Here is a 21,874-nt window from a genome sequence, read left to right on the forward strand (position 1 = left end):
GATCGATCTGCGGGCGAAATCCCACTTTTGCCCGTTCAAGATAAGGCCTCGCTGGCTCCCGCCCGCGAGGCTTTCTTGTTTCACGGGGCACCTCGTGCAATGCGCCGCTCAACCGCCGGTGACAAGCGATAGCGCTCTCAACCTCTTATAGTTAATGCGGCTTTAACCTTCCCGCCGATACTCTGGTGTCCGAATCTGCCGGAGTGCGTCATACGCTCGGGCCGGGCAATGACAGACGGGGAAGAGCATGCGTTCAGGGGCTTCAGCACCGCTCGCGCTGGCCGATACGGGGCAGGGCATCCGGGCGTTCGCACGGCGTCAGGTCGGCCGGCTGGTCGGCGCCGGCCTGTTTGCGCTGGTCGCCTTCGGCGTCGCCAGCCTCGCCACCTGGAACGTCGCCGATCCGAGCTTCTCCCACGCCACCGGCAACATCGTCACCAACGCCATGGGCTATGCCGGCGCTGTCTTTTCCGACATTGCCATGCAGTTCTTCGGGCTGGCCGCCGTGGCGGCCCTGGTGCCGGCGGTAATCTGGGGATTTCTGCTGTTTTCGGCGCGCGGCGTCGACTGGCTGCCGAAGCGCGGGCTCGCCTGGTTCGGCTTCGCGCTCACTGCCGCCGCGATCGCCGGCTGCGTGGTGCCGCCCAAGACCTGGCCGCTGCCGACCGGCCTCGGCGGTGTGTTCGGCGACATGGTGCTTCATATCCCCGGCCTCGTCATCGGCGGTTATCCGACCGGCCTCATCGCCAGCGTGATCGCCGTGCTTCTGGCCGCGCCGGCGCTGTGGCTGTTTGCCTATGGTTCGGCGCTGATTGCGCGCAAGAACGGCTTTGCCGTCATGGAAGATGAGCCGGCCGCGCCCGATGCGCGCGAGGACGAATCGCTCTTCGACGATGACGAGGACGAAGACGACGAAGGTATACTGGCGCTTGGCGCCATCACCCATTGGTGGCTGTCGTTTCGTGGCTATCTTCGCCGCCGCGCCGCACGGCGCCGCGAGCATGACGATTTCGAACCCGAGATGGAACCGCGTCCCAGCGCCTGGCGACGTGCCGCCGAGCGGGTCGAGTCGGCCGAGTTCGCCGAGGCACGAATGAGCCCGGATGGCCGCGCCCGCGTCGAACCGGAATTCTTCGCCGCCATGGTCAACGACCGCACCGCCTCGCTCGACCCCGACGATGCCGATGTCTTCGACGATGACGACGATGTGGACTTTGCGCCGGAACCAATGGGCCAGCGCCGCGCCGCGCCCAATGCGAAGGTGCAGAACTTCCGCTCCGACGCGGCGACCCGCGTCGAGGCGCCAGCGCCGCGCCCGGCTCCGGGCGCCCGCGTCCAACGCGAGGCGCAAACCTCGCTGATCGGCTCCGACACGTTCGAGATGCCGTCGCTGCATTTCCTGTCCGAGCCGAAGAACGTCGTGCGCGACGCCAGCCTGTCCAAGGATGCGCTGGAGCAGAACGCCCGCCTGCTCGAAGGCGTGCTGGAGGATTTCGGCGTCAAGGGCGAGATCATTGCCGTGCGCCCGGGTCCGGTGGTCACGCTCTACGAGCTCGAACCGGCGCCAGGCATCAAATCGTCGCGGGTCATCGGCTTGTCCGACGATATCGCCCGCTCGATGAGCGCGATCGCCTGCCGCGTCGCCGTGGTGCCCGGCCGCAACGCCATCGGTATCGAACTGCCGAACGCCAAGCGCGAGACCGTCTATCTCAGGGAGATCATGGCCAGCCGCGATTTCGAGACCACCAAGGCCAAGCTGGCGCTGGCGCTGGGCAAAACCATCAATGGCGAGGCTGTCATCGTCGACATCGCCAAGATGCCGCACGTGCTGGTCGCCGGCACCACCGGCTCGGGCAAGTCGGTCGCCATCAACACCATGATTCTCTCGCTGCTCTACCGGCTGACACCGCAGGACTGCCGGCTGATCATGATCGATCCGAAAATGCTGGAACTCTCGGTCTATGACGGCATCCCGCATCTTTTGACGCCCGTCGTCACCGACCCCAAGAAGGCGGTGGTGGCGCTGAAATGGACGGTGCGCGAGATGGAGGATCGCTACCGCAAGATGTCGAAGGTGGGCGTGCGCAACATCGACGGCTTCAACGCCCGCGTCAGCCAGGCCGACAAGAAAGGCGAGAAGATCTCGCGCACGGTGCAGACCGGCTTCGACCGCCAGACCGGCGAGGCGATCTACGAGACGGAAAACCTCGATCTCGAGCCGATGCCCTATATCGTCGTCATCATCGACGAGATGGCCGACCTGATGATGGTCGCCGGCAAGGACATCGAAGGCGCCGTGCAGCGCCTGGCGCAGATGGCGCGCGCCGCCGGCATCCATGTCATCATGGCGACGCAGCGCCCCTCCGTCGACGTCATCACCGGCACGATCAAGGCCAATTTCCCGACCCGCATCTCCTTCCAGGTGACGTCGAAGATCGACAGCCGCACCATCCTCGGCGAGCAGGGCGCTGAGCAGCTGCTTGGCATGGGCGACATGCTCTACATGGCCGGCGGCGGCCGCATCCAGCGCGTGCACGGCCCCTTCGTGTCCGACGACGAGGTCGAGAAGATCGTCGCGCATCTGAAGCTGCAGGGCGTGCCGGAATATCTCGACGCCATCACCGAGGACGACGACGAGGACGACGACGAGCCGTCGGGCAAGGGCGGATCTAGCGGCGGTGGCGGCGGCAATTTCGAGGATTCCGACGATCCCTACGACCAGGCGGTCGCGGTGGTGCTGCGCGACGGCAAGGCCTCGACCAGCTACATCCAGCGCCGGCTCGGCATCGGCTACAACCGCGCCGCCTCGATCATCGAGAAAATGGAGAAGGAAGGTATCGTCGGCCCGGCCAACCATGCCGGAAAACGCGAAATCCTGGTGCCAACGGAGGACGACAAGTTCTGATTGGCTGGGGCGGTGCAATAGACCGCCGCCCGGCAACCTTTGGACCTTCCGGCGCGTTCAAGCGATCGAGCTCTGTTCGATCCGCCAAACTTAAGCCCAACTGGCGGTCCAGGACATCGACAACATTCAATTCGCGCATGATCCCTTCTGAAATTTCAGGGGTCATGCGCCGGAACCACAAGAGAGTGACCGGCATGAACAACTCATCTTTCGCCCCAAACCGCCGCCAGCTGCTTGGTCTCGGCCTGGTGCTCGCCGGCGCCGCTGCCATCAATGTCGTGCCCGGATTCCAGTTGCTGGCCTCGGCGCAAGCGGCGGTGCCACAGTCGGCGCAGAAGATCGCCGACCACTTCTCCTCGGTCAAATCGATGAGCGGCGAGTTCGTCCAGTTCGGGCCCAAGGGCGAACAGACCGGCGGCAAGTTCTTCCTGGAGCGGCCGGGCAAGATTCGCTTCAACTATGACGGAGCGTCGAATTTCAGGGTGATTTCCGACGGCAAGTCGGTGGTTATCCTCAACAAGAGGCTGAACACGTCCGACCTCTACCCGCTGTCGAAGACGCCGCTCAAGTTGCTGCTCGACAACAGGATCGATCTCTCCGGCGGCCGCGTCAAAAGCGTCAAGGAAGAGAACGACCTGACCACCATCCAGCTCGCCGACAAATCGGTGTTCGGCAATTCGAAGATCACCATGATGTTCGACCCGAAATCCTACGAATTGCGCCAGTGGACCATCACCGACGCGCAAGGCAAGGACACGACGGTGATGATCTTCAACGTCAAGGAAGGCGTCAGCTTCGCCGCCGACACCTTCGCCATCGACTATACGGCCAACCGCGAACTGAATACCAAATCCCGCTGAGCATCTCGATAGCTGTGGATAGAAGCGAGCCGCGCTGTGCAGGGCGCGGCTCAGCTTGTTTTTGAGGCCTGCGGCTGTCAGGTTCCGGCGCGGCCTCCTGGATTCTGCGCATGCCCTTTTCCGTTGCCACCTGGAACATCAATTCCGTCCGATTGCGCATGCCGATCGTCGAGCGCCTGCTGAGGGAGCAGGCGCCGGATGTGCTTTGCCTGCAGGAAACGAAGGTTCCCGACGAGCTGTTTCCCGAGAAGGCCTTCCGCAAACTCGGCTACGAGCACATCGCCTTCCACGGCCAGAAGGGCTATCACGGCGTGGCGACGGTGGCGCGCCGGCCGATCGAGGTGGTCGAAAAGCGCCGCTTCTGCGAGATCGACGACAGCCGGCATCTGTCGGTCACCGTGCGGGCCGGCGGCAAGGCGATCCTCATTCACAATTTCTATGTCCCGGCCGGCGGCGACGAGCCCGATCCGGAGATCAACCGCAAGTTCAGGCACAAGCTGGATTTCGTTGCCGAAATGAACGCCATCCGCGCCGAGCATGACGAGGTGTCGGCGTCGATCCTGGTCGGGGATCTCAATATCGCGCCGCTCGAGCACGATGTCTGGTCGCACAAGCAGCTCCTGAAGGTGGTCAGCCACACGCCGGTCGAGACGGAAAGTTTCGAGGCGATGCGGCTGGCCGGCAACTGGATCGACCTGATGCGGCTCAACGTACCGCATGAGCAGAAGCTCTACACTTGGTGGAGCTATCGCGCGCAGGACTGGGAAGCGTCGGATCGCGGCCGGCGGCTCGACCATGTCTGGTCGTCGCCAAACCTGGTGCCGAACTTTGCCGGCTACGAAATCCTGCGGCTGGCGCGCGGCTGGGACCGGCCCTCGGACCATGTGCCTGTGATTGCGCGGTTCGACCTGGAATAGGCCTTCACAGCTTCGTCATCCTCGGGCGGAGCGGGAACGAAGCGAACCGCGCAGACCCGAGGATTCATGCCGTTCCTCTTGAGCGCCGCGACGGTACAGAATCTGGCCAGATGTCGGCGGACAGCGCCCCCTCTGTCCTGCCGGACATCTCCCCGACGACGGAGGAGATTGGCAGCTTCACCGCCCCCGCTCGTTACTCCCTCAGCCTTCGAAACGCGTTGCCAGTTTCTCGATGCGGCGGATCATCGCCTGGAAATCCTCTGATATGCGCTGGTGCAGATGCGCCGCGATATCGGGATACTCCTCCAGGATGCGGCGGAACATCTTGCGGCTGAGCCGCAGCACTTCCGAATCGATTTCGGCGAATGCGCTGGTCAGCCGGTTGGTGTCGGCGATCAGCGCCAGCTCGCTCAGGATCGTGCCGGGGCCGGCCGTGCCGATCGGGACGCGGTCGCCATTCTGCTCGCGATAGAGCACGATGCGCCCGCTGACCACGATATAGGCGGAATCCGCCACATCGTCCTCCCGGTAGAGCTTATGGTCGGCCTGCAGCAGGGTGGTTTCAGCGCCGAAGGCGAGCAGACGCAACTGTTCTTCCGTGAAGTCTTCGAAGAGCCTCACGGTGGACAGGATGCGGATATCGTCATCCAGCGCCATCTAGCTATGTCCCCGAACCGACAGTCCGACTCCTCCCTCTAGAGTTCGACCCGGAACCACCTCCAGTTTCAGGATCGTACCGGAAACGCAGTCCTCGCCCCGACCGCTTAATAGATGATGAAATGTTTAAGGAACCAGCTTGTAGCCGCCGCTTTCTGTCACAAGAATTTCCGCATTGGAAGGATCGCGCTCGATCTTCTGGCGCAGCCGGTAGACATGGGTCTCCAATGTGTGCGTGGTGACCCCGGAATTATAGCCCCAGACTTCCTCGAGCAGCACGTCACGCGTCACCACCTTCTGGTCGGCGCGGTAGAGATATTTGATGATCGAGGCTTCCTTCTCGGTCAGCCGCACCTTGGCGCCGCGCTGGTCGATCAGAAGCTTCTGGCTTGGCTTGAAAGTGTAGGGACCGACCGAAAAGGTGGCGTCCTCGCTCTGCTCGTGCTGGCGAAGCTGGGCGCGGATGCGGGCCAGAAGCACGGCGAAGCGGAACGGCTTGGTCACATAGTCGTTGGCGCCGGCTTCGAGACCGAGGATCGTGTCGGAATCGGTGTCGTGCCCGGTCAGCATGATGATCGGCGCCTTGTAGCCGCCCTTGCGCAGGATCTTCACCGCCTCCCGGCCATCCATGTCGGGCAGGCCGACATCCATGATGAGCAGATCGATGAGGCCGCCGCGCGCCGCGGCGACGCCTTTGGCGGCGTTTGCTTCCTGCAGGACATCGAATTCCTCGTAGAGGGATAATTGCTCGACGAGTGTGCCGCGCAGGTCGTCATCATCGTCAACGATCAGAATGGTGCGTGAGGTCATGGATCAATCCGTTGTTTTGAAAAGAAAATTCAGTTGACCGTCCCCCGTTTATGCTGAAGTTGACCGGCACAACAGCCGATCACAGTGATTTGTTCCGTGACACGATCATACAAGAAAAAACGTCAGCGCAATGCAGCCGGCGCATTTTTGCCAAAAGGGCTTCGCGTGCTCACCGTGCGTGCCAGGCCCGGCAATGCTGCCCAAGGGCTCCTGCAGGCCGGCAAATTGGTGTTCCCATGCGCGCTGGGACGCGGCGGCATCTCGGCCGGCAAGCGCGAAGGCGACGGCGCTACACCGCTCGGCCAGATGCGGATATTGTCGGGATATTTTCGTGGAGATCATTTTTCCGGCGCCCGCAAAACCCGGCTGGCGATGGCGCCGATCGGACCCGATCTCGGCTGGTGCGAAGTGCCCGACGACCGCAACTACAATCGTCCGGTGAAGATCCCCTATGGCGCCAGCCATGAGCGGATGCGGCGCACCGACCGGCTCTATGACGCCTGCCTGGTGCTCGACTGGAACATCGCGCCGCGCCGGCGCGGGCGCGGCAGCGCCATCTTCTTCCATCTGGCACGCGCCGATTTCACGCCGACGCAAGGCTGCGTGGCGGTGACGGCATGCACGATGGCGCGGCTGTTGCCGCTGCTGTCGGACAGGACGGTGGTGAGGGTGGTGAGGTAGGGAAAGGCAGTAGGGAATAGCAGTATTCTCTCCTTCCACTGCCTATTCCCTACTGCCTACTGCCTTTCCAGTTCCGTGGCTTCTGCCAGCCGATGTCGAGCAGTCCCAGCCGGCCCAGCTCCCGGTCCATGGCGCGGGCGACATCCTTGCGCTCGGCGCCGATGTCGCGCAGTTGGCGGTCCGAGAGGTCCTCGACATTTTCACGCGGAAGACTGGGCTCTCGCGGGAGGCTGATCGCGACTTTCGCGTGGCGGAGCCACTCAATTGCCGCGCGCAGCCAGATCGGCCCGGCGGCGGGGGACTTCAAAGCAATGTGTGACATGACGTGATCCGTTTCATCCGGATATCAAACCCGGTTTGATAGTTTCTCGATGGTCACATCATGCCGGGTTGAAATTTAAGAGGGAAACGAGTAGTTTTTTTCAGATCATCAAGTTTTATTTGTGGATCCGGGGCAATGATGCTGCCAGAAATCATCCCGCGCTGATGGCCCGCCTGCTGCCGGGAACGCGTGCCCTGAGGACGCTGGAGGCGGCGGCACGGCACCTCAATTTCACCCGAGCTGCCGACGAGCTCGGCCTGACGCCGGCGGCGGTCAGCCACCAGATCAAGGAAATCGAGGACCAGCTCGGCATCGTGCTGTTCACGCGCACCAGCCGCACCATCAGGCTGACGGAGGCGGGCGCGGTGCTGTTCGAGGCCTCGGCCGACGCGCTCGACCTGCTAGGCCGGGCCGTTTCAAGGGCGAACAAGATGGCGCGCGGAACGGCGCAACTGAAAGTGACCCTCGATGCGCACTTCGCGACAAAATGGCTGATGCGGCGCCTCGACAATTTTCGCAGGCACCAGCCCGATATCGAGCTGCGCTTCGACATCACCTATGACGTGCGCGATTTCGATCGTGACGACGTCGATGTCGGCATCCGCTTCGGTACCGGGAAATATCAGGGGCTTTGCAGTCACCGTCTGTTCGACAACGTCATCATTCCCGTCTGCAGTCCGGCGCTGCTCAAGGCGGGACCGCCGCTGAAGGAGCCGCGCGACCTTTTCCAGCACACGCTTGCCCATATCGTATGGGCGCGGCAAGGCGTGACCTGGCCGAACTGGCGCATGTGGATGGCAGCGGCCGGCGTCGACGATTTCGACGACAGCCGGACGGTCGTCTTCGGCAATTCCTCGGATGCCGTGCAAGCCGCGCTTGACGGCAATGCGGTAGCACTCGCCGACTTCGCCATGGTGGCGAACGATCTCTCCGAAGGCCGACTGGTGCAGCCGTTCGCGCTGGGCATCAAGGTCGCCCCCGACTTCGCCTATCACCTGGTCTACCCGCAGGCAGCCGCCGATGATGCCAGGATTGTGGCGTTCAGGGACTGGCTGATGAGCGAAGTCCATAACCCACAGCCAGATCCGACACGCCGAAGCTGGGACGAGCTTTAGTATCGCCCCATTCTCGGCAGCAACGCTCAGCCCAGGACTTCAGCCACGCCGAACCAGCCGATTACGGCGCCGATAAGCAGCAGCACGCCAAGCCAATGGCCGGCGTCGATCAGGGTCAGATCCCAGCCGAAGCCTTCATAGCGATGGTTGACGGAAAGCGTCGTGGCGACGAAACCAAGCCACAGCACGAAACCGAAAACGAGCCCGGCGACCAGGCTCGGCTCGCCGCCGGTCATCGCGCCGACGATCAGGGCGGTGACAAGCGCCATCAACAGTTCGGCGATGAAGGAGATGACGAAGGGCAGCGGCGTTTTTTTCATCGTTGCCGGATCAAGCTTGGCGGCCTTCAGCCACGGCTTGCTCAAACCCATGTACCAGACCGCGCCGAACAGCCACGCCACCACGGCGGCGACGACCACCGCCAGCCAGTTCACTGCAGAAAAATCCATGCAATTCCCTCCCCGCAAGCATGTCGCCCAAAAGCATGCCCTCGGTCTTGAACCGAGGGTGCCCAGCGGTTTTGGGACAACGACATTCTCATGATCGATGCGCGATGGAACGCCTGTTCGGCGCTGCCGTCAAGCAAGACGCCAGACGGTGGTGCGCTTGACCTCGGCGTCCTCTAGGGCCCGCGTCACCGCCACCTCGTAGACGGCAAGCGGTTCCAGTCCGGCCTTCGGCAGATAGGCGCGGCCGGGGTCGCCGACGAGGATCTCGGCGCCGCGCGCTTTCAGAGCCGCGAACCACGGCATCAGCCTGTCGGCGAAAGGCTTGTCGTAAAAGACGTCGCCAGCCAGAACCACATCCCAGCCGGCATCGGTCCCGACGCAGTCAGTGCCGAGGAAATTTATCGCGACCCCATTGGCTTCGGCATTGAGGCGGATCGCGGTTGCGCAGAACGGGTCGATGTCGGCGGCGATCACCTCCGCCGCGCCGGCCTGCACGGCTGCGATGGCGACAAGGCCGGAGCCGGAAGCGAAGTCGAGCACACGCTTGCCGCGCACTGTATCGGGATTGTCGATGATATAGCGGGCAAGACCCTGGCCGCCGGCCCAGGCAAAGGCCCAGAAGGGCGGCGGCAGGCCGATTTCGGTCAGCTCGTCCTCGGTGCGCAGCCAAAGATCATGCGCCTCGTCGGCCAGATGCAGGACAATCTCCGGCACATGCGGCGGCGCCATAAGCGCCGTGTTGTCGAGGATGAATTTCTTCGCGCTGTCTGGCGTCAGCGCTGTCACGGAGCGGGCGACAGGCCGCCCATGCGGCAGACCTCTTTCCATTCGGCCGGGGTCACCGGCTGCACGGAAAGCCGCCCGAGCCGGACCAGCGCCATTTCGGCCAGCTTGGGATTGGCCTTGACCTGTTCCAGCGTCGGCGGGTTCGGCACGTCCTTGAAGGCGCGGATGTCGACGCCTTCCCAGCGCGGATCGTCAGTGGTGGTGTCGGGATGGGCAAGCGCGCAAACCTCGGCGACGCCGACCACGTTAAGCCCTTCGTTGGAATGGTAGAAGAAGCCGAGATCGCCGATCTGCATCGCCTTCATGTTGTTGCGCGCCGCATAGTTGCGTACGCCGTCCCATTGCGTGCCGGCCTTGCCCTTCGCCTTCAACGCCTCGAAGGAGAAGACCGAGGGCTCGGATTTGAACAGCCAGTAGTTCATCGGTGTCGTCCTGTTGTCATTGCCGGTTTATCGTTGCCGAGCGTCGGCGCTGCCCCTCACCCTTACCCTCTCCCCGTATAGAGACGGGGAGAGGGGGTCACCAGCGTTGGAGCGCGTCCCTTCTCCCCGTTACTATACGGGGAGAAGGTGCCGGCAGGCGGATGAGGGGCGGCGCAAACCGAAATTATCATAAGCCCGCCGGCTTGTTGAAGACCCAGTTCCACTGCCGGATTTCGACGCTCTCGAACAGTCCGGCCTTGGCATAGGGATCGGCGGCCGACATCGCCTGAGCACCGGCCAGATCGGGTGCCTCGACCACGACGAGACTGCCGTTCGGCTTGCCGTCGGCGTCGAGGAACGGACCGGCGAAGGCCAGTTTCTTCTCGCTATTCAGCCCTTCCAGGAAGGCGACATGTTCGGGCCGTGTATCAAGCCGCACCTGCAGCTTTCCAGGCTTGTCCTTGCAAATCCACGCAAACAGCATCTTCTTCAGCTCCGGATCGTTCGAAAATAGAAATTAAATGTCGGTTTCGGTCTTCAGCGGTCGCGTCATCAGCGCCGTCACAGCCTGGCTTATGGTGACCGTGCCGTCCAGTATCGCGGCGACGGCTGTGATGATCGGCGCGTCGATGCCGCGCTCGGCCGCGATGCGGGCGGCGATCGCCGCCGTCGGCACGCCTTCGGCCAGCGGCAGGCCGGCAAGCGGCTTGCCCTGGCCCAGTGCCAGCCCGTAGGCGAAATTGCGCGACTGGGCGGACGAGCAGGTGAGCAAGAGGTCACCGAGGCCGGAGAGCCCCATCAGCGTCTCCGGTTTCGCACCGAAGGCGCCGCCGATGCGGCGCAATTCGACGAAGCCGCGCGTCACCATGGCGGCCTGGGCGCTGGCGCCGAGCCCGGCGCCGGTGACCGCGCCCGCGGCGATGGCAAAAACGTTCTTCAGCGCGCCGCCGATCTCGACGCCGATCAGGTCGTCGCTCGAGTAGCAGCGCAGGTTTTCCGCCGAAAAGCGGGCGGCAAGGTCGGCGGCCAGATCCGCGTCGCGGGCGGCGACGACCACGGCCGTCGGCAGGCCGCGCGCGACGTCGGTGGCAAAGCTTGGCCCCGACAGAGCGGCGACCGGATTGTTGGGCAGGATCTCCCAGGCGATGGCCGACAGCAGCGCGCCGGTGTCGCGCTCGATGCCCTTGGCGCAGAGAACCAGCGGGACGCCTTGCGGCATATGGTCTTTCGCGGTGGCCAGCATCGTGCGCAGCGACTGCGCCGGCGCCACTGCCAACACACAGTCGGCGCCGTCGAGCGCGGCCTTGATGTCGCTGGTCGCCACGATGCCGGGTTCGATCGCGATACCCGGCAGATAGCGCGGATTTTCGCCGTGGTCGATCGCGGCGACGGTCTGCGGGTCTCTCGCATAAAGGCGGACGAAATGGCCGGCGCGCAGCATGGCCAGCGCCAGCGCCGTGCCCCAGGCGCCGCCGCCAAGCACGGCAACGCGCCAGCCGCTTGGTGTCCTATTCTCGCCGCCGGTCATGCCCCGCTCGGTCATGCTTTGGCTCCACGCCGGCCCGAACCGACCATCGGGGCGGAGACGCTGTCGAGTGGCCAGCGCGAGCGCGGCACGAAATCGGCGGCGTTTTCTTGCGCGATGCCGGCGCGCAGCCGTTCGATGCCGGCCCAGGCGATCATCGCGGCGTTGTCGGTGCAGAGCTTCAGCGGCGGCGCGACGAAGGCAAAGCCGGCCTCGGCGCACAGGGCTTCCAGTGTTGCCTTTATCGTGCGGTTGGCAGCGACGCCGCCGGCGACGACCAGCGCCGGCTCGGCCTTGCCAGGAAACTCCTGACGGAACCGGCTCAGCGCTCGCGAAACACGGTCGCCCAGCGCATCGGCCACCGCCGTCTGGAACGAGGCGCAAATGTCGGCGACGTCCTGGTCGCTCAGCGGGGCAATCGCCGTCGCCGCCTGGCGCACGGCGGTCTTGAGGCCAGAGAAAGAGAAATCGGGCTGCGCTGAACCCTTCATCGGGCGCGGAAAGGCGAAACGCGTGGCATCGCCGGTTGCCGCCGCCTTCTCGACATTCGGTCCGCCGGGATAGGGCAGGCCGAGCATCTTGGCCGTCTTGTCGAAAGCTTCGCCAAGCGCATCGTCGATGGTCGTCGCCCAGCGCTGATAGTCGCCGACGCCGCGCACCGCGACGATCTGCGTGTGGCCGCCCGACACCAGCAGCAAGAGATAGGGGAAATCGAGCCCATCCGTCAGCCTTGCGGTCAGCGCGTGGCCCTCGAGGTGGTTGATGGCAAGCAGCGGCTTGTGCGCGGCCGCGGCAATCGCCTTGGCCGTCATCAGCCCGACGATCAGCCCGCCGACGAGGCCCGGACCGGCGGTCGCGGCGATGGCATCGATGTCGGCGAGTTTTGCGCCCGAATCGGCAAGTGCTGCTTCAATGATGCCGTCCAGCGCCTCGACATGGGCGCGCGCCGCGATCTCCGGCACGACGCCGCCGAAGGCGGCATGTTCCTCGATCTGGCTGAGCACGATGTTGGACAGGATTTTTGGCGCGGCATCGCCCTCCAGCGTCACCACGCTGGCGGCGGTCTCGTCGCAACTCGTCTCAATGCCCAGAACGCGGATCAATTCGTCGCTTCCCTAGTGATTGTGCAACCAGCCTTTCCCCGTTAGGAGAAAGCCCGGAAAACGACCTCAATCTGCCGGGGGGTTACCACGGACGGCGCGCCATGCAAACAACCTTGAAAATCGGAACACGCGGCAGCCCGTTGGCGCTTGCGCAGGCGCAGGAAACGCAGGCGCGGCTGATGGCGGCGCATGACATGCCGGCTGAGGCGTTCGAGATCGTCGTCATCTCGACCAGCGGCGACCGTATCCAGGACCGGCCGCTGTCGGAAGCCGGCGGCAAGGGCCTGTTCACCAAGGAGATCGAGGAGGCGCTGCTCGAGCGCCGCATCGACATCGCCGTGCATTCGTCCAAGGACATGCCGACGCTGTTGCCCGACGGGCTGGAACTCAGCGCCTTCCTGCCGCGCGAGGATGCGCGCGACGCTTTCATCGGCAACGCGGCGAAGGCGATTGCCGACCTGCCGCAAGGCGCCAAGGTCGGCTCGTCGTCGCTCAGGCGCCAGGCGCTGATCCGGCGCATGCGGCCCGATCTCGACGTGGTGATGTTTCGCGGCAATGTGCAGACGCGGCTGCGCAAGCTGGACGAAGGCATCGCCGACGGTACCATTTTGGCCTATGCCGGGCTGAAGCGGCTCGGGCTCGAACATGTCGTCACCGACCTGATGCCGCTCGATCTCTTTCCACCGGCGCCCGGGCAAGGCGCGATCGGCATTGAAACCCGCATCGGCGACCGGGAGGCGGAAAAGATGCTGGCAGCGGTCCATGACATACCGACCGGCCAGGCGCTGGCCTGCGAGCGCGCCTTCCTCGCGGCGCTCGACGGATCCTGCCGCACGCCGATCGCCGGCCATGCGACGATATCAGGTGGGATACTGTCCTTCGCCGGATTGATCATCTCGCCGGATGGCATGGACTGGCATGAGGTCAAGGCGCAAGGTCCGGCCGGGGATGCAGCGCTGATCGGTGCGGACGCAGCCGGGACGGTGCGGACCAAGGCCGGCGAGAAATTCTTCGACGGCTGGGCCTGACATGGTCCGCGTTCTGGTAACGAGACCGGAACCGGGGGCGTCGCGCACCGCACGGCAACTGCGGGACATGGGTTTTAAGCCGATCCTGCTGCCGCTGACCGAAACGGTTTCGGTCGATGTCGGCGCGGTTCCGGACGATGCCGTGGCCGTTGCGGTCACCAGCGCCAATGCGCTGCGCCATGCGCCGAAGGCGTTGACTGCGGCGCTCGCCGTCTTGCCTTGCCATGCCGTCGGCAGACGGACGGCGCAGGCCGCGCGGGAGGCCGGGTTTGTGTCCGTCAGCGAAGGGTCGGGCAATGCCGAAGCGCTGGCCGATGCGCTTGCGGGCAGCCTGTCCGGCAAGACGATCGCCTATCTCTGCGGCCGCGTGCGCTTTGCCACCTTCGAGGAGCGGCTCGAGGCGGCTGCGGTGCATGTCCGCGCCATCGAGACTTACGACACCATTGCGCTGGACTGTTCCGACGCTGATATCATCGAGCGGCTGGCCGGCCAGCCGGTCGGGACGGCCCTGCTTTATTCGGCCAAGGCAGCGGCAGCGATGCGGACCATGATCGAGCGACCAAAGCTGAACCAGCTTTTTAAAAAAGCTCGCTTTTTGACCTTGTCAGGGCGTATTGCCGCGGCGCTTGGGGATATTTCCAGCGAAAGAATGCAGATTGCGAAAGAGCCCAGCGAAGAGGCGCTGCTGGCGCTTTTGCGGCAGCGGCGCTGAGCCGCGTCATCACACCGCCCCTTTTCACCGCTTGGTGATGTGCTAGACCCATCCTGAACCATCCCGAAGCGGATTTTGCGGAGCCCAAGCATGGTCAAGACGCCGAAGATGCGACATTCGAAAAGCCGTCGCGAGCCGGTGACCATCGAACTCGAGCCTGGCTCCGTCTCGCGCATCGTCGAGGAGGATGCGGCCAAAGCAGTGGGCGATGCGGCGCAGACCGACGAGGCGAAGGCGGAGGAGGCGGCGAATGCGTCGCAACCGGAAATGCCCGAAGAGCCGGTGCATGCCGACCAGACCGACCTCGAGCCGTGGGAGCATGCCGATGCGACGCAGGCCGGGCAGGAGGCTATCGGAACAAAGGGTCCCGGAGACTCGGAGCTTCCCTATCCGGCTGGCTCGGACGCGCCGCCGAACCGCGCTTTCGACTACGGTTTCGATGACGCGACCGGCAAAGCCAGCGAGACCGGGGCCAGTGGAACAGAGTCCCGCACTACCGAAGACGCGCCGAAAACAACCCAGACGAGGAACGCGGACATGGCAACGCAGCCGAAGCGTGGCGGCATCAACGGCATCGCTGCCGGCATCATCGGCGGTGTCATTGCGCTCGCCGGGGCGGGCGGGCTGCAGTTTGCCGGCCTGCTCGGCGCGCCGGGCTCTAATGCAGGCACAGTGTCGCTTGATGGCGTCAATGGCGAAATCGCTTCGCTGAGGAGCGAGATCGCCGGGCTAAAGGAGACGGCTGGCAGCAGCGACGCATCGGCCAAGGTGGACGGGCTGGCGTCGGCGCTGGATCAGGTCAAGACGGATGTCGCGGCGCTCAAATCGGCGGTCGAGCAGGGCGGAGCAGGCGACACTGCCGGGCTTGCGGCGCTGGGCGACAAGGTCAAGCAGATCGAGACGGCGGTCGCGGCACTTGGCCAGGCCGGCAATGCGGCGCCGGTCGATCTCGGCCCGCTGAACGAAAAGCTGGCCGGGCTCGATGCGGCGCTGAAATCCGCCGGCGAGGCGGCGACGGCGCAGGAAGGCCGGCTTGCCGCGCTGGACCAATCGGTGTCGCAGCTTTCAGGCAAGGTCGAGGCGCAGTCCTCGCAGCCGAAGATCGCGCTCGCCATAGCGGCGTCGGCGCTGAAGGCGGCGCTCGACCGTGGCGCGCCGTTCGCCGCCGAGCTCGAGACCTTCGCGGCGATCTCGCCGGATGCGCCGGAGCTGGCCGCGCTACGGCCCTATGCCGAAAAGGGCGTTCCGAAGCGCGCCGATATCGCCGCCGAAATGGAGGCCGCGGCCAATGCCATGGTCACTGCGGCAACGCCTGTCGACCAGAATGCCGGCTTCCTGCAGAACCTTTTGTCCAGCGCCGAATCGCTGGTCAAGGTCAGGCCGATCGGTGCCGTCGAAGGCGCTGGCGCGCCGGAAACCGTGGCGCGCATGGAGGTGGCGGTCGACCAGGGCGACTACGCCAAGGCGCTCAGCGAATACGCCACGCTGCCGGAAGCGGTCAAAGCCGCCGGCGCTGACTTTGCCGGCAAACTGAAGGCGCGCATCGAGGTCGAGACGCAAATCGATTCGCTTATCGCCGGGGCAATGAAGGCGTGAGATGAGGAAAACAAGATGATCCGCATTCTCTTTTTCCTCGCCGTCGTCTTCGCGCTCGGGCTCGGCTTCGCCTGGCTGGCCGACCGGCCGGGCGAGATGGTCGTCACCTTCAGCGGCTATCAGTATCAGGTCAGCCTGATGGTGGCGGCGGTGGCGGTGGTTGCCGTCGTTGCCGCGGTGATGATCGTCTGGTGGCTGATCAAGTCGCTGTGGAACAGCCCCTACACCATCTCGCGTTACCTTCGCGTGCGCCGCCGCGACCGTGGCTATCAAGCGCTGTCGACCGGCATGATCGCCGCCGGCGCCGGCGACGGTGCGCTGGCCCGCAAGAAGACCAAGGAAGCGGCAAAGCTGATCCGCTCCGACCAGGAGCCGCTGATCCATCTGCTGGAGGCGCAGGCATCGCTGCTCGAAGGCGACCATGAGGGCGCGCGTGAGAAGTTCGAGACCATGCTCGACGATCCCGAAATGCGGCTGCTCGGCCTGCGCGGGCTTTATCTGGAGGCCGAACGCCTCGGCGACCGCAACGCGGCACGGCACTATGCCGGGCGCGCCGCCGTCATGGCGCCGCAACTGGCCTGGGCGGCCGAATCGACACTGGAGGACCTGACCGGTCGCGGCGACTGGGACGGTGCGCTGAAGCTGGTCGAGGCGCAGAAATCGACGCGACAGATCGAGCGCGACGCCGCCAACCGCCGTCGCGCCGTGCTGCTCACCGCCAAGGCGCAGGCGCTGGCCGACAGCGATCCCGACGCCGCCAGGACCGCGGCGCTGGAGGCCAACCGGCTGCGGCCCGATTTCGCGCCGGCGGCGGTCGCCGCCGCCAAGGCGCTGTTCAGGCAGAACGACATGCGCAAGGGCTCGAAGATCCTCGAAGCGGCATGGAAGGCCGAGCCGCATCCCGAGATCGCCGAGCTCTACACGCACGCCCGGCCCGCCGATGCCGTGCTCGACCGCCTGAGCCGGGCCAGGAAGCTGCAGGAGATGAAGAAGAACCATGCCGAATCCTCGCTGACGGTGGCGCGCGCCGCGGTCGACGCGCAGGATTACAAGACGGCGCGCCAGGAGGCGGAGGCTGCCATCCGCATGGATCGTCGCGAGGGCGCCTATCTGCTGCTGGCCGATATCGAGGAAGCCGAGACCGGCGACCAGGGCAAGGTGCGCCAGCTTTTGTCCAAGGCGGTGCGCGCACCGCGCGATCCGGCCTGGGTTGCCGATGGCGTCGTCTCCGAACGCTGGGCGCCGGTGTCGCCGATCACCGGCAAGCTCGACGCCTTCGAATGGCGCGCGCCGATGGAGCGGCTCGGCCAGCTCATCGACAGCGACGAGGACAGGCCGGAGGCGCCGAGCATTGCGGCGCCAGAGAAGCCGGCGAAGGAAAAGATGATCGAGCTGACGCCGTCTATTCCGGCCGAAGAGCCAACCGTCGCCACCAGCGCGGCGTCGGAACGAAACAAGGATCAGGTCGCGCCGGTCACGGCAGCGGCCTTTGCCGCCGTGCCGGAGGATGCCGAAGGTGTCGAGCCGGCCGAGGAACTGGCCCGGCTTCCTGACGATCCCGGCGTCGATCCGGACGACAAGGAAAAATCGCCACGCCGGTTCCGTTTGTTTTGATCTGGCCTGAAATTGATCATTCCGGTCTGTTGGGAATAGCCATATGTTCGAACGTGTTCTGTCATTTCTGAGGGATCTGCCGGCTGGCGGCGGCGCTCGCAACAATGGCGATGACCCGCGCATTGCCGCCTCGGCCCTGCTCTACCATGTGATGAGCGCCGACGGCGTGCGCCAGGATGTCGAGTGGGAGCGGTTCAAGGAGGTGCTGGCCGAGACCTATTCGATCAGCGGCGACGAACTCGAGGCGCTGGCCGCGGCCGGCGAGCGCGCCGACAATGAGGCGATCGACCTCTACGCCTTCACCAGCGTGCTGAAGCGCCATCTCGACGCGGATGCGCGCAAGGCCTTCATCGGCCTGATGTGGGAGATCGTCTATGCCGACGGCGAGCTGCATGAGCTCGAGGACAACACCGTCTGGCGCGTCGCCGAGCTGATCGGCGTCGACCGCCGCGATCGCGTTGAGGCGCGCCGCAAGGCGGCGGCGCAAGCGCCGGGCGCCACCGGAACATCGAGCGACGAGTAGACAGGACGAGCCCGAGCATGCCGCGAAGTCCAAGGCCAAAGATCCTGATCGTGCTGCATCAGGAGAATTCGAGCCCCGGACGTGTTGGCCATATGCTGATCGAGGAAGGTTTCGACCTCGACATGCGCCGCCCGCCGCTCGGCGATACCTTGCCGGAAACGCTGGACGGCCATGCCGGCGCGGTGGTGTTCGGCGGGCCAATGAGCGCCAATGACGAGGACGAGTTCGTCCGCCGCGAGACCGACTGGCTGAACGTTCCGCTGAGGGAGAACCGGCCTTTCCTCGGCATCTGCCTCGGCGCCCAGATGCTGGTCAACCATCTCGGCGGCAAGGTCGAGGGTCATGGCGAGGGACTGGTCGAGATCGGCTGGTATCCGCTGAAGGCGACGGAGGCGGGCCGCGAGCTGATGCACTGGCCCGAGATGGTCTACCAGTTCCATCGCGAGGGCTTTTCGCTGCCGAAGGATGCGACGCTCTTGGCAACGGCCGACACCTATCCCAACCAGGCCTTCCGCTATGGCGACAATGCCTGGGGCATCCAGTTCCATGGCGAATTGACCAGGGCGATGATGCAGCGCTGGGTGGTGCGCGGCGCGCATCGCTTCGAACTGCCCGGCGCCCAGCCCGGCCGCGACCATCTCGGCGGCCGGCTGATCTGGGACATGCATCTCAAACGCTGGCTCGGCGAATTCCTGCAGACGATCTTCGGCAAGCCGGCAACGCGATAGGGAGGTCCGCGTCAGTTTCGCCCGTCGAGGTGGCGCACCTTGCGCAATTGCGGGAACAGCACCGCCCACAATCCCGCGACGATCACGGCGCCGACACCGCCGATCACCACCGCCGGCACCGTGCCGATCAACGCCGCCATGGTGCCGGCGCGAAATTCGCCGACCTCATTGGAGGCGCCGACGAAGACCTGGTTGACGGCGTTGACGCGGCCGCGCACCTCGTCCGGCGTCCACAACTGGATCAGCGTCTCCCGGATATAGACGCTGAACATGTCGGTGGCGCCGAGGAAAGCGAGTGCGACAATCGACAGCCAGGTGATGGTCGACAGGCCGAACAGCACGGTGAAGGCGCCGAACGCCGCGACGAAGCCGAGCATGATCACGCCCGCATGGTTGCGGATCGGGTGTCCGGCCAGCCAGACCGCGACGCAGATGGCGCCAATTCCCGGCGCCGAGCGCAGCAGGCCAAGGCCCCAGGGGCCGAGTTCGAGGATATCGCGCGCATAGACCGGCAGCAACGCCGAGGCGCCGGACAGAAGCACGGCGAAGAGGTCGAGCGAGATGGCGCCGAGCACGATCTTCTCGCCCCAGATGTAGCGGAAGCCGGCAAACAGCGTCTCCATCGACGGCTTGTCGGTGGCGGTTCGTTGGGCCGGCTTCGGAATGGTGAAGACCAGCAGGGCGGCCACCGCCATCAGGACGGCGGCGGTGGCGTATGCGACTTCGGCCGAAAGACCATAGAGCAGGCCGCCGGCAACCGGGCCGACAATGGTCGCCGTCTGCCAGGCGGACGAGTTCCAGGCAATGGCGTTGCCGAAATCCTCCGGCGGCACCAGATTTGCAAACAGCGAGGACGAGGCCGGTCCGTAAAAGGCGCGCGCCACGCCGAACAAAGCGAGCACCACGAAGATCGGCAGCGGACTGACGAGACCGCGCAGCGTCAAATACAGCAGGACGAGCGCGCAGGCGGCCTCGACCAATGTCGACAGCGCCATGATCAGACGGCGGCCGAAGCGGTCGGCGACGACACCGGTGACCAGCACCAGAAGCAGCGACGGCAGGAACTGGACGATGCCGACAATGCCGAGATCGAAAGGATCGCGCGTCAGGTCATAGACCTGCCAACCGACCGCGACGGAGACGATCATGGTCGCGAAAGTGGTGAGGAAGCGCGCCGCCCAATAGCTCAGGAATGCTCTGTGCCGGAAGGCGGCATAGCGCTGGTCGGGTGAGGTTTGTTCGGCTGTCATGGAGTATAGGCCCCGTTGCGATGTCGGCGGGGCACTTCCACGATGGGCGCTGGTCCGACCAATGGAACTTGACAAGTTCGCGGGGGATGTGCGCCAAAATCGACGCTGGATCAAGGATTTTCGGCTCGCATGGCCGATCACATGAGAAAAATTACTGCCGCAGCGCGGCGGAAATGGCGTCGAGGCCGCCCCTTAATTCGGCCTCCTTCGGCCAGCCGAACCCGACACGGAAGAAGCGCTTCGGCATGTCGAACCAGTGGCCGGGTCCGACATAGGTGCCATGGTTCTCCAGCAGGTTCACATAGAAGCGGTCGAGATCGAAACCGGCTTCGACATTGAGGCGTGGGAAGCCGACGACGCCGCCTTGCGGGCGGACCCAGTCGACCAGCGGCTCGCGGTCGATCCAGGCCTGGACGATGTCGCGCCGCTTCGCCATCTGCGGCAGCAGCGCCGCCAGGAAATCGTCGCGGCGCTGGAGCATGCTGCGTGCGATGGCCTCGTCGATGACGCTGCCGCAGATGCCGATCTGTTCCTTGGCGGCGAGGAATTGTTCCTGAAGCGCTGTATCCCTTGTGACCAGCCAGCCGATGCGGATGCCGGGAATGCCGAAGGCCTTGGATAGCGACGAGACACTGATCGCCCGTGCGCTCAGCGACGCCGCCGAAGGCAGGCGCCGTCCATAGGAGAGATCGCGATAGGTCTCGTCGACGAGCAGATGGCAGTTGCGGCTTTCAGCGAGGCCCACCAGCGCATCGAGGTCGGCCTGGCTCATCATCGTGCCGGTCGGGTTGTGCGGGCAAGTAACGCTGATCAGACGGGTGTCTGGTCGCATCTGGGCCGCGACACGCTCGACGTCGACGGCGAAGCCCTCGTCGAAGTCCAGATCGACATAGGAGATGGCGCAGCCGATCGCCTTGGGCGTCTCGATGTTGGTGGCGTAATTGGGCCTGACGACGACGAGGTGATCGCGTTCGGACAACAGCGCTGTCGAGATGATGAACAGCGCGCCCGCGGCACCGGCGGTGACCAGCACGTCGTCGGGCGAAAGCCCCTCGTCCTGCGCCGCTATCAGCACCCGCAAATCCTTGTCGCCCCGGTGCTCGCCATAGAAAAGCGTAAGGTCGGGCAACGACAGGCCGATATCGGAAAGCTTCTGGTCGGCGATCGAGCTTTCGGAGAGGTTGAAGCGGATACGGTCATAGCCGTATTCCTCCGGCGCCTCTTTCTCGATCACCATCCTGGTGTAGTTCATGGCCGCGCTCCCCCCGTCCGCCGACGCGAGATCGTCGGCAGAACGACTAAATCCGCTCTCGCCTTGGTCAGGCCGTGGTCTTGGATTTCCTCGTCTTTTTTACGGGCGCCGGCGGCGGGGCGGCCTTGCGGCCAAGGCCGATTGCCTTCGCCAGTTGCGAGCGCGATGCCGCATAGTTGGGAGCGACCATCGGATAGTCGGACGGCAAGCCCCATTTGGCGCGATAGGCGTCCGGCGTCAGTCCGAAATGAACGCCGATATGACGCTTCAGCGATTTGAACTTCTTGCCGTCTTCGAGGCAGATGATGAAATCCGGCGTCACGGACTTCTTGGGATTGACCGCGGGCGTCAATGGTACCGGAGCCGGAACGGCGGGTTGTCCGAGCCCGCCTATCGAGGCACTGACGCTGGCGATGAGATCGCCGAGGCCGGAAGCGGGCAAGCGGTTCTTTTCGACGTAGGCGGACACGATGTGGGCGGTCAGCTCGAGAAGGTCAATGTCCTTGCGAGCGGCGTTGCTATCGTCGGTCAATCTATTTTCTCCATCCGTGGGGGTGGCAGAATTCCTAGTCGGCAAATCCGCGCAATGCAATGACGCCGCGCCACGTCACACATTATT

General features: G+C 64.8%; 23 protein-coding genes. 11 read left to right on the plus strand and 12 right to left on the minus strand.

The window, feature by feature from the left end; all coding sequences use genetic code 11:
- Window positions 1-247 precede the first annotated feature (247 nt).
- From AC0L2H_RS18330 to AC0L2H_RS18340, 3 genes are all read left to right on the plus strand, one after another.
- Entirely contained in the window at window positions 248-2,905 is a 2,658-nt protein-coding gene (locus AC0L2H_RS18330) for an FtsK/SpoIIIE family DNA translocase (protein WP_473591513.1), read from the plus strand.
- A 194-nt stretch (window positions 2,906-3,099) separates the two neighbouring features.
- On the plus strand, window positions 3,100-3,765 hold the full coding sequence (locus AC0L2H_RS18335) for an outer membrane lipoprotein carrier protein LolA (RefSeq protein WP_473591515.1): 666 nt from the start codon (window positions 3,100-3,102) through the stop codon (window positions 3,763-3,765).
- Between the two features lie 110 nt (window positions 3,766-3,875).
- Window positions 3,876-4,682, plus strand: coding sequence for an exodeoxyribonuclease III (locus AC0L2H_RS18340; RefSeq protein ID WP_473591516.1), 807 nt, complete (start codon window positions 3,876-3,878; stop codon window positions 4,680-4,682).
- Window positions 4,683-4,883: 201 nt separating this feature from the next.
- Here AC0L2H_RS18340 and AC0L2H_RS18345 read toward each other — a convergent pair whose 3' ends face one another.
- Both AC0L2H_RS18345 and AC0L2H_RS18350 read right to left on the minus strand, forming a co-directional pair.
- Window positions 4,884-5,339, minus strand: coding sequence for a cyclic nucleotide-binding domain-containing protein (locus tag AC0L2H_RS18345; protein WP_473591517.1), 456 nt, complete (start codon window positions 5,337-5,339; stop codon window positions 4,884-4,886).
- 126 nt (window positions 5,340-5,465) lie between these two features.
- Window positions 5,466-6,149: a response regulator transcription factor gene (locus AC0L2H_RS18350; protein WP_473591518.1), complete on the minus strand. Its 684-nt coding sequence runs from the start codon at window positions 6,147-6,149 to the stop codon at window positions 5,466-5,468.
- Window positions 6,150-6,314: 165 nt separating this feature from the next.
- Here AC0L2H_RS18350 and AC0L2H_RS18355 point away from each other — a divergent pair, with 165 nt between their 5' ends.
- The gene (locus tag AC0L2H_RS18355; protein ID WP_473591519.1) at window positions 6,315-6,830 is read left to right on the plus strand and encodes a L,D-transpeptidase family protein; all 516 of its coding nucleotides are present in this window, start codon (window positions 6,315-6,317) and stop codon (window positions 6,828-6,830) included.
- A 49-nt stretch (window positions 6,831-6,879) separates the two neighbouring features.
- On the opposite strand, the gene AC0L2H_RS18360 is transcribed toward AC0L2H_RS18355, so the two are convergent.
- Window positions 6,880-7,152, minus strand: a complete 273-nt coding sequence (locus AC0L2H_RS18360) for a hypothetical protein (RefSeq protein WP_473591520.1) — start codon at window positions 7,150-7,152, stop codon at window positions 6,880-6,882.
- A gap of 164 nt (window positions 7,153-7,316) precedes the next feature.
- Between AC0L2H_RS18360 and gcvA the strand changes: the two genes are divergently transcribed.
- Entirely contained in the window at window positions 7,317-8,267 is a 951-nt protein-coding gene (gcvA, locus tag AC0L2H_RS18365; RefSeq protein WP_473591521.1) for a transcriptional regulator GcvA, read from the plus strand.
- Between the two features lie 26 nt (window positions 8,268-8,293).
- Here the strand turns inward: gcvA and AC0L2H_RS18370 are convergent, their stop codons facing one another.
- The 6 genes from AC0L2H_RS18370 to tsaD form a co-directional block, all read right to left on the minus strand.
- On the minus strand, window positions 8,294-8,716 hold the full coding sequence (locus AC0L2H_RS18370) for a DUF1761 domain-containing protein (protein WP_473591522.1): 423 nt from the start codon (window positions 8,714-8,716) through the stop codon (window positions 8,294-8,296).
- Between the two features lie 129 nt (window positions 8,717-8,845).
- The gene (locus tag AC0L2H_RS18375; RefSeq protein ID WP_473591523.1) at window positions 8,846-9,544 is read right to left on the minus strand and encodes a class I SAM-dependent methyltransferase; all 699 of its coding nucleotides are present in this window, start codon (window positions 9,542-9,544) and stop codon (window positions 8,846-8,848) included.
- On the minus strand, window positions 9,499-9,924 hold the full coding sequence (locus AC0L2H_RS18380) for an EVE domain-containing protein (RefSeq protein WP_473591524.1): 426 nt from the start codon (window positions 9,922-9,924) through the stop codon (window positions 9,499-9,501). The genes AC0L2H_RS18375 and AC0L2H_RS18380 overlap by 46 nt, the downstream gene beginning before the upstream one ends.
- 187 nt (window positions 9,925-10,111) lie before the next feature.
- On the minus strand, window positions 10,112-10,408 hold the full coding sequence (locus tag AC0L2H_RS18385; RefSeq protein ID WP_473591525.1) for a YciI-like protein: 297 nt from the start codon (window positions 10,406-10,408) through the stop codon (window positions 10,112-10,114).
- A gap of 33 nt (window positions 10,409-10,441) precedes the next feature.
- Window positions 10,442-11,467, minus strand: a complete 1,026-nt coding sequence (locus tag AC0L2H_RS18390) for an NAD(P)H-dependent glycerol-3-phosphate dehydrogenase (protein WP_473591526.1) — start codon at window positions 11,465-11,467, stop codon at window positions 10,442-10,444.
- Window positions 11,464-12,549 (minus strand): tRNA (adenosine(37)-N6)-threonylcarbamoyltransferase complex transferase subunit TsaD, encoded by a 1,086-nt coding sequence (gene tsaD / locus AC0L2H_RS18395; protein ID WP_473591618.1) that lies wholly within the window; start codon window positions 12,547-12,549, stop codon window positions 11,464-11,466. Before tsaD ends, AC0L2H_RS18390 begins: the two co-directional genes overlap by 4 nt.
- 104 nt (window positions 12,550-12,653) lie before the next feature.
- On the opposite strand from tsaD, the gene hemC reads away from it, so the two are divergent.
- The 6 genes from hemC (at window position 12,654) to AC0L2H_RS18425 (ending at window position 18,753) form a co-directional block, all read left to right on the plus strand.
- Complete coding sequence (gene hemC, locus AC0L2H_RS18400) at window positions 12,654-13,580, plus strand: hydroxymethylbilane synthase (protein WP_473591527.1); 927 nt, start codon at window positions 12,654-12,656, stop codon at window positions 13,578-13,580.
- A 1-nt stretch (window position 13,581) separates the two neighbouring features.
- Window positions 13,582-14,292: a uroporphyrinogen-III synthase gene (locus tag AC0L2H_RS18405; protein WP_473591528.1), complete on the plus strand. Its 711-nt coding sequence runs from the start codon at window positions 13,582-13,584 to the stop codon at window positions 14,290-14,292.
- A gap of 90 nt (window positions 14,293-14,382) precedes the next feature.
- A complete protein-coding gene (locus AC0L2H_RS18410) occupies window positions 14,383-15,888 on the plus strand; it encodes a COG4223 family protein (protein ID WP_473591529.1) in 1,506 nt (501 codons plus the stop codon).
- A 15-nt stretch (window positions 15,889-15,903) separates the two neighbouring features.
- Complete coding sequence (locus AC0L2H_RS18415) at window positions 15,904-17,502, plus strand: heme biosynthesis HemY N-terminal domain-containing protein (RefSeq protein WP_473591530.1); 1,599 nt, start codon at window positions 15,904-15,906, stop codon at window positions 17,500-17,502.
- A gap of 43 nt (window positions 17,503-17,545) precedes the next feature.
- Window positions 17,546-18,025 (plus strand): tellurite resistance TerB family protein, encoded by a 480-nt coding sequence (locus AC0L2H_RS18420; protein WP_473591531.1) that lies wholly within the window; start codon window positions 17,546-17,548, stop codon window positions 18,023-18,025.
- A gap of 17 nt (window positions 18,026-18,042) precedes the next feature.
- Window positions 18,043-18,753: a glutamine amidotransferase gene (locus AC0L2H_RS18425; protein ID WP_473591532.1), complete on the plus strand. Its 711-nt coding sequence runs from the start codon at window positions 18,043-18,045 to the stop codon at window positions 18,751-18,753.
- 11 nt (window positions 18,754-18,764) lie between these two features.
- On the opposite strand, the gene AC0L2H_RS18430 is transcribed toward AC0L2H_RS18425, so the two are convergent.
- From AC0L2H_RS18430 to AC0L2H_RS18440, 3 genes are all read right to left on the minus strand, one after another.
- Window positions 18,765-20,003: an MFS transporter gene (locus AC0L2H_RS18430; protein WP_473591533.1), complete on the minus strand. Its 1,239-nt coding sequence runs from the start codon at window positions 20,001-20,003 to the stop codon at window positions 18,765-18,767.
- Window positions 20,004-20,154: 151 nt separating this feature from the next.
- Window positions 20,155-21,255 (minus strand): pyridoxal phosphate-dependent aminotransferase, encoded by a 1,101-nt coding sequence (locus AC0L2H_RS18435; RefSeq protein ID WP_473591534.1) that lies wholly within the window; start codon window positions 21,253-21,255, stop codon window positions 20,155-20,157.
- Window positions 21,256-21,322: 67 nt separating this feature from the next.
- Window positions 21,323-21,787 (minus strand): Ros/MucR family transcriptional regulator, encoded by a 465-nt coding sequence (locus tag AC0L2H_RS18440; RefSeq protein ID WP_473591535.1) that lies wholly within the window; start codon window positions 21,785-21,787, stop codon window positions 21,323-21,325.
- Window positions 21,788-21,874 lie beyond the last annotated feature (87 nt).

This window comes from Mesorhizobium sp. WSM4871 (genome assembly GCF_055811295.1).

What these genes read in the sequence shown, in the direction of transcription:
- AC0L2H_RS18330 (WP_473591513.1), top strand. Translation starts at nt 248, where the DNA reads ATGCGTTCAGGGGCTTCAGCACCGCTCGCGCTGGCCGATACGGGGCAG.
- AC0L2H_RS18335 (WP_473591515.1), top strand. Translation starts at nt 3,100, where the DNA reads ATGAACAACTCATCTTTCGCCCCAAACCGCCGCCAGCTGCTTGGTCTC.
- AC0L2H_RS18340 (WP_473591516.1), top strand. Translation starts at nt 3,876, where the DNA reads ATGCCCTTTTCCGTTGCCACCTGGAACATCAATTCCGTCCGATTGCGC.
- AC0L2H_RS18345 (WP_473591517.1), bottom strand. Translation starts at nt 5,339, where the DNA reads ATGGCGCTGGATGACGATATCCGCATCCTGTCCACCGTGAGGCTCTTC.
- AC0L2H_RS18350 (WP_473591518.1), bottom strand. Translation starts at nt 6,149, where the DNA reads ATGACCTCACGCACCATTCTGATCGTTGACGATGATGACGACCTGCGC.
- AC0L2H_RS18360 (WP_473591520.1), bottom strand. Translation starts at nt 7,152, where the DNA reads ATGTCACACATTGCTTTGAAGTCCCCCGCCGCCGGGCCGATCTGGCTG.
- gcvA (WP_473591521.1), top strand. Translation starts at nt 7,317, where the DNA reads ATGGCCCGCCTGCTGCCGGGAACGCGTGCCCTGAGGACGCTGGAGGCG.
- AC0L2H_RS18370 (WP_473591522.1), bottom strand. Translation starts at nt 8,716, where the DNA reads ATGGATTTTTCTGCAGTGAACTGGCTGGCGGTGGTCGTCGCCGCCGTG.
- AC0L2H_RS18375 (WP_473591523.1), bottom strand. Translation starts at nt 9,544, where the DNA reads ATGGAAAGAGGTCTGCCGCATGGGCGGCCTGTCGCCCGCTCCGTGACA.
- AC0L2H_RS18380 (WP_473591524.1), bottom strand. Translation starts at nt 9,924, where the DNA reads ATGAACTACTGGCTGTTCAAATCCGAGCCCTCGGTCTTCTCCTTCGAG.
- AC0L2H_RS18385 (WP_473591525.1), bottom strand. Translation starts at nt 10,408, where the DNA reads ATGCTGTTTGCGTGGATTTGCAAGGACAAGCCTGGAAAGCTGCAGGTG.
- AC0L2H_RS18390 (WP_473591526.1), bottom strand. Translation starts at nt 11,467, where the DNA reads ATGACCGAGCGGGGCATGACCGGCGGCGAGAATAGGACACCAAGCGGC.
- hemC (WP_473591527.1), top strand. Translation starts at nt 12,654, where the DNA reads ATGCAAACAACCTTGAAAATCGGAACACGCGGCAGCCCGTTGGCGCTT.
- AC0L2H_RS18405 (WP_473591528.1), top strand. Translation starts at nt 13,582, where the DNA reads ATGGTCCGCGTTCTGGTAACGAGACCGGAACCGGGGGCGTCGCGCACC.
- AC0L2H_RS18410 (WP_473591529.1), top strand. Translation starts at nt 14,383, where the DNA reads ATGGTCAAGACGCCGAAGATGCGACATTCGAAAAGCCGTCGCGAGCCG.
- AC0L2H_RS18415 (WP_473591530.1), top strand. Translation starts at nt 15,904, where the DNA reads ATGATCCGCATTCTCTTTTTCCTCGCCGTCGTCTTCGCGCTCGGGCTC.
- AC0L2H_RS18420 (WP_473591531.1), top strand. Translation starts at nt 17,546, where the DNA reads ATGTTCGAACGTGTTCTGTCATTTCTGAGGGATCTGCCGGCTGGCGGC.
- AC0L2H_RS18425 (WP_473591532.1), top strand. Translation starts at nt 18,043, where the DNA reads ATGCCGCGAAGTCCAAGGCCAAAGATCCTGATCGTGCTGCATCAGGAG.
- AC0L2H_RS18430 (WP_473591533.1), bottom strand. Translation starts at nt 20,003, where the DNA reads ATGACAGCCGAACAAACCTCACCCGACCAGCGCTATGCCGCCTTCCGG.
- AC0L2H_RS18435 (WP_473591534.1), bottom strand. Translation starts at nt 21,255, where the DNA reads ATGAACTACACCAGGATGGTGATCGAGAAAGAGGCGCCGGAGGAATAC.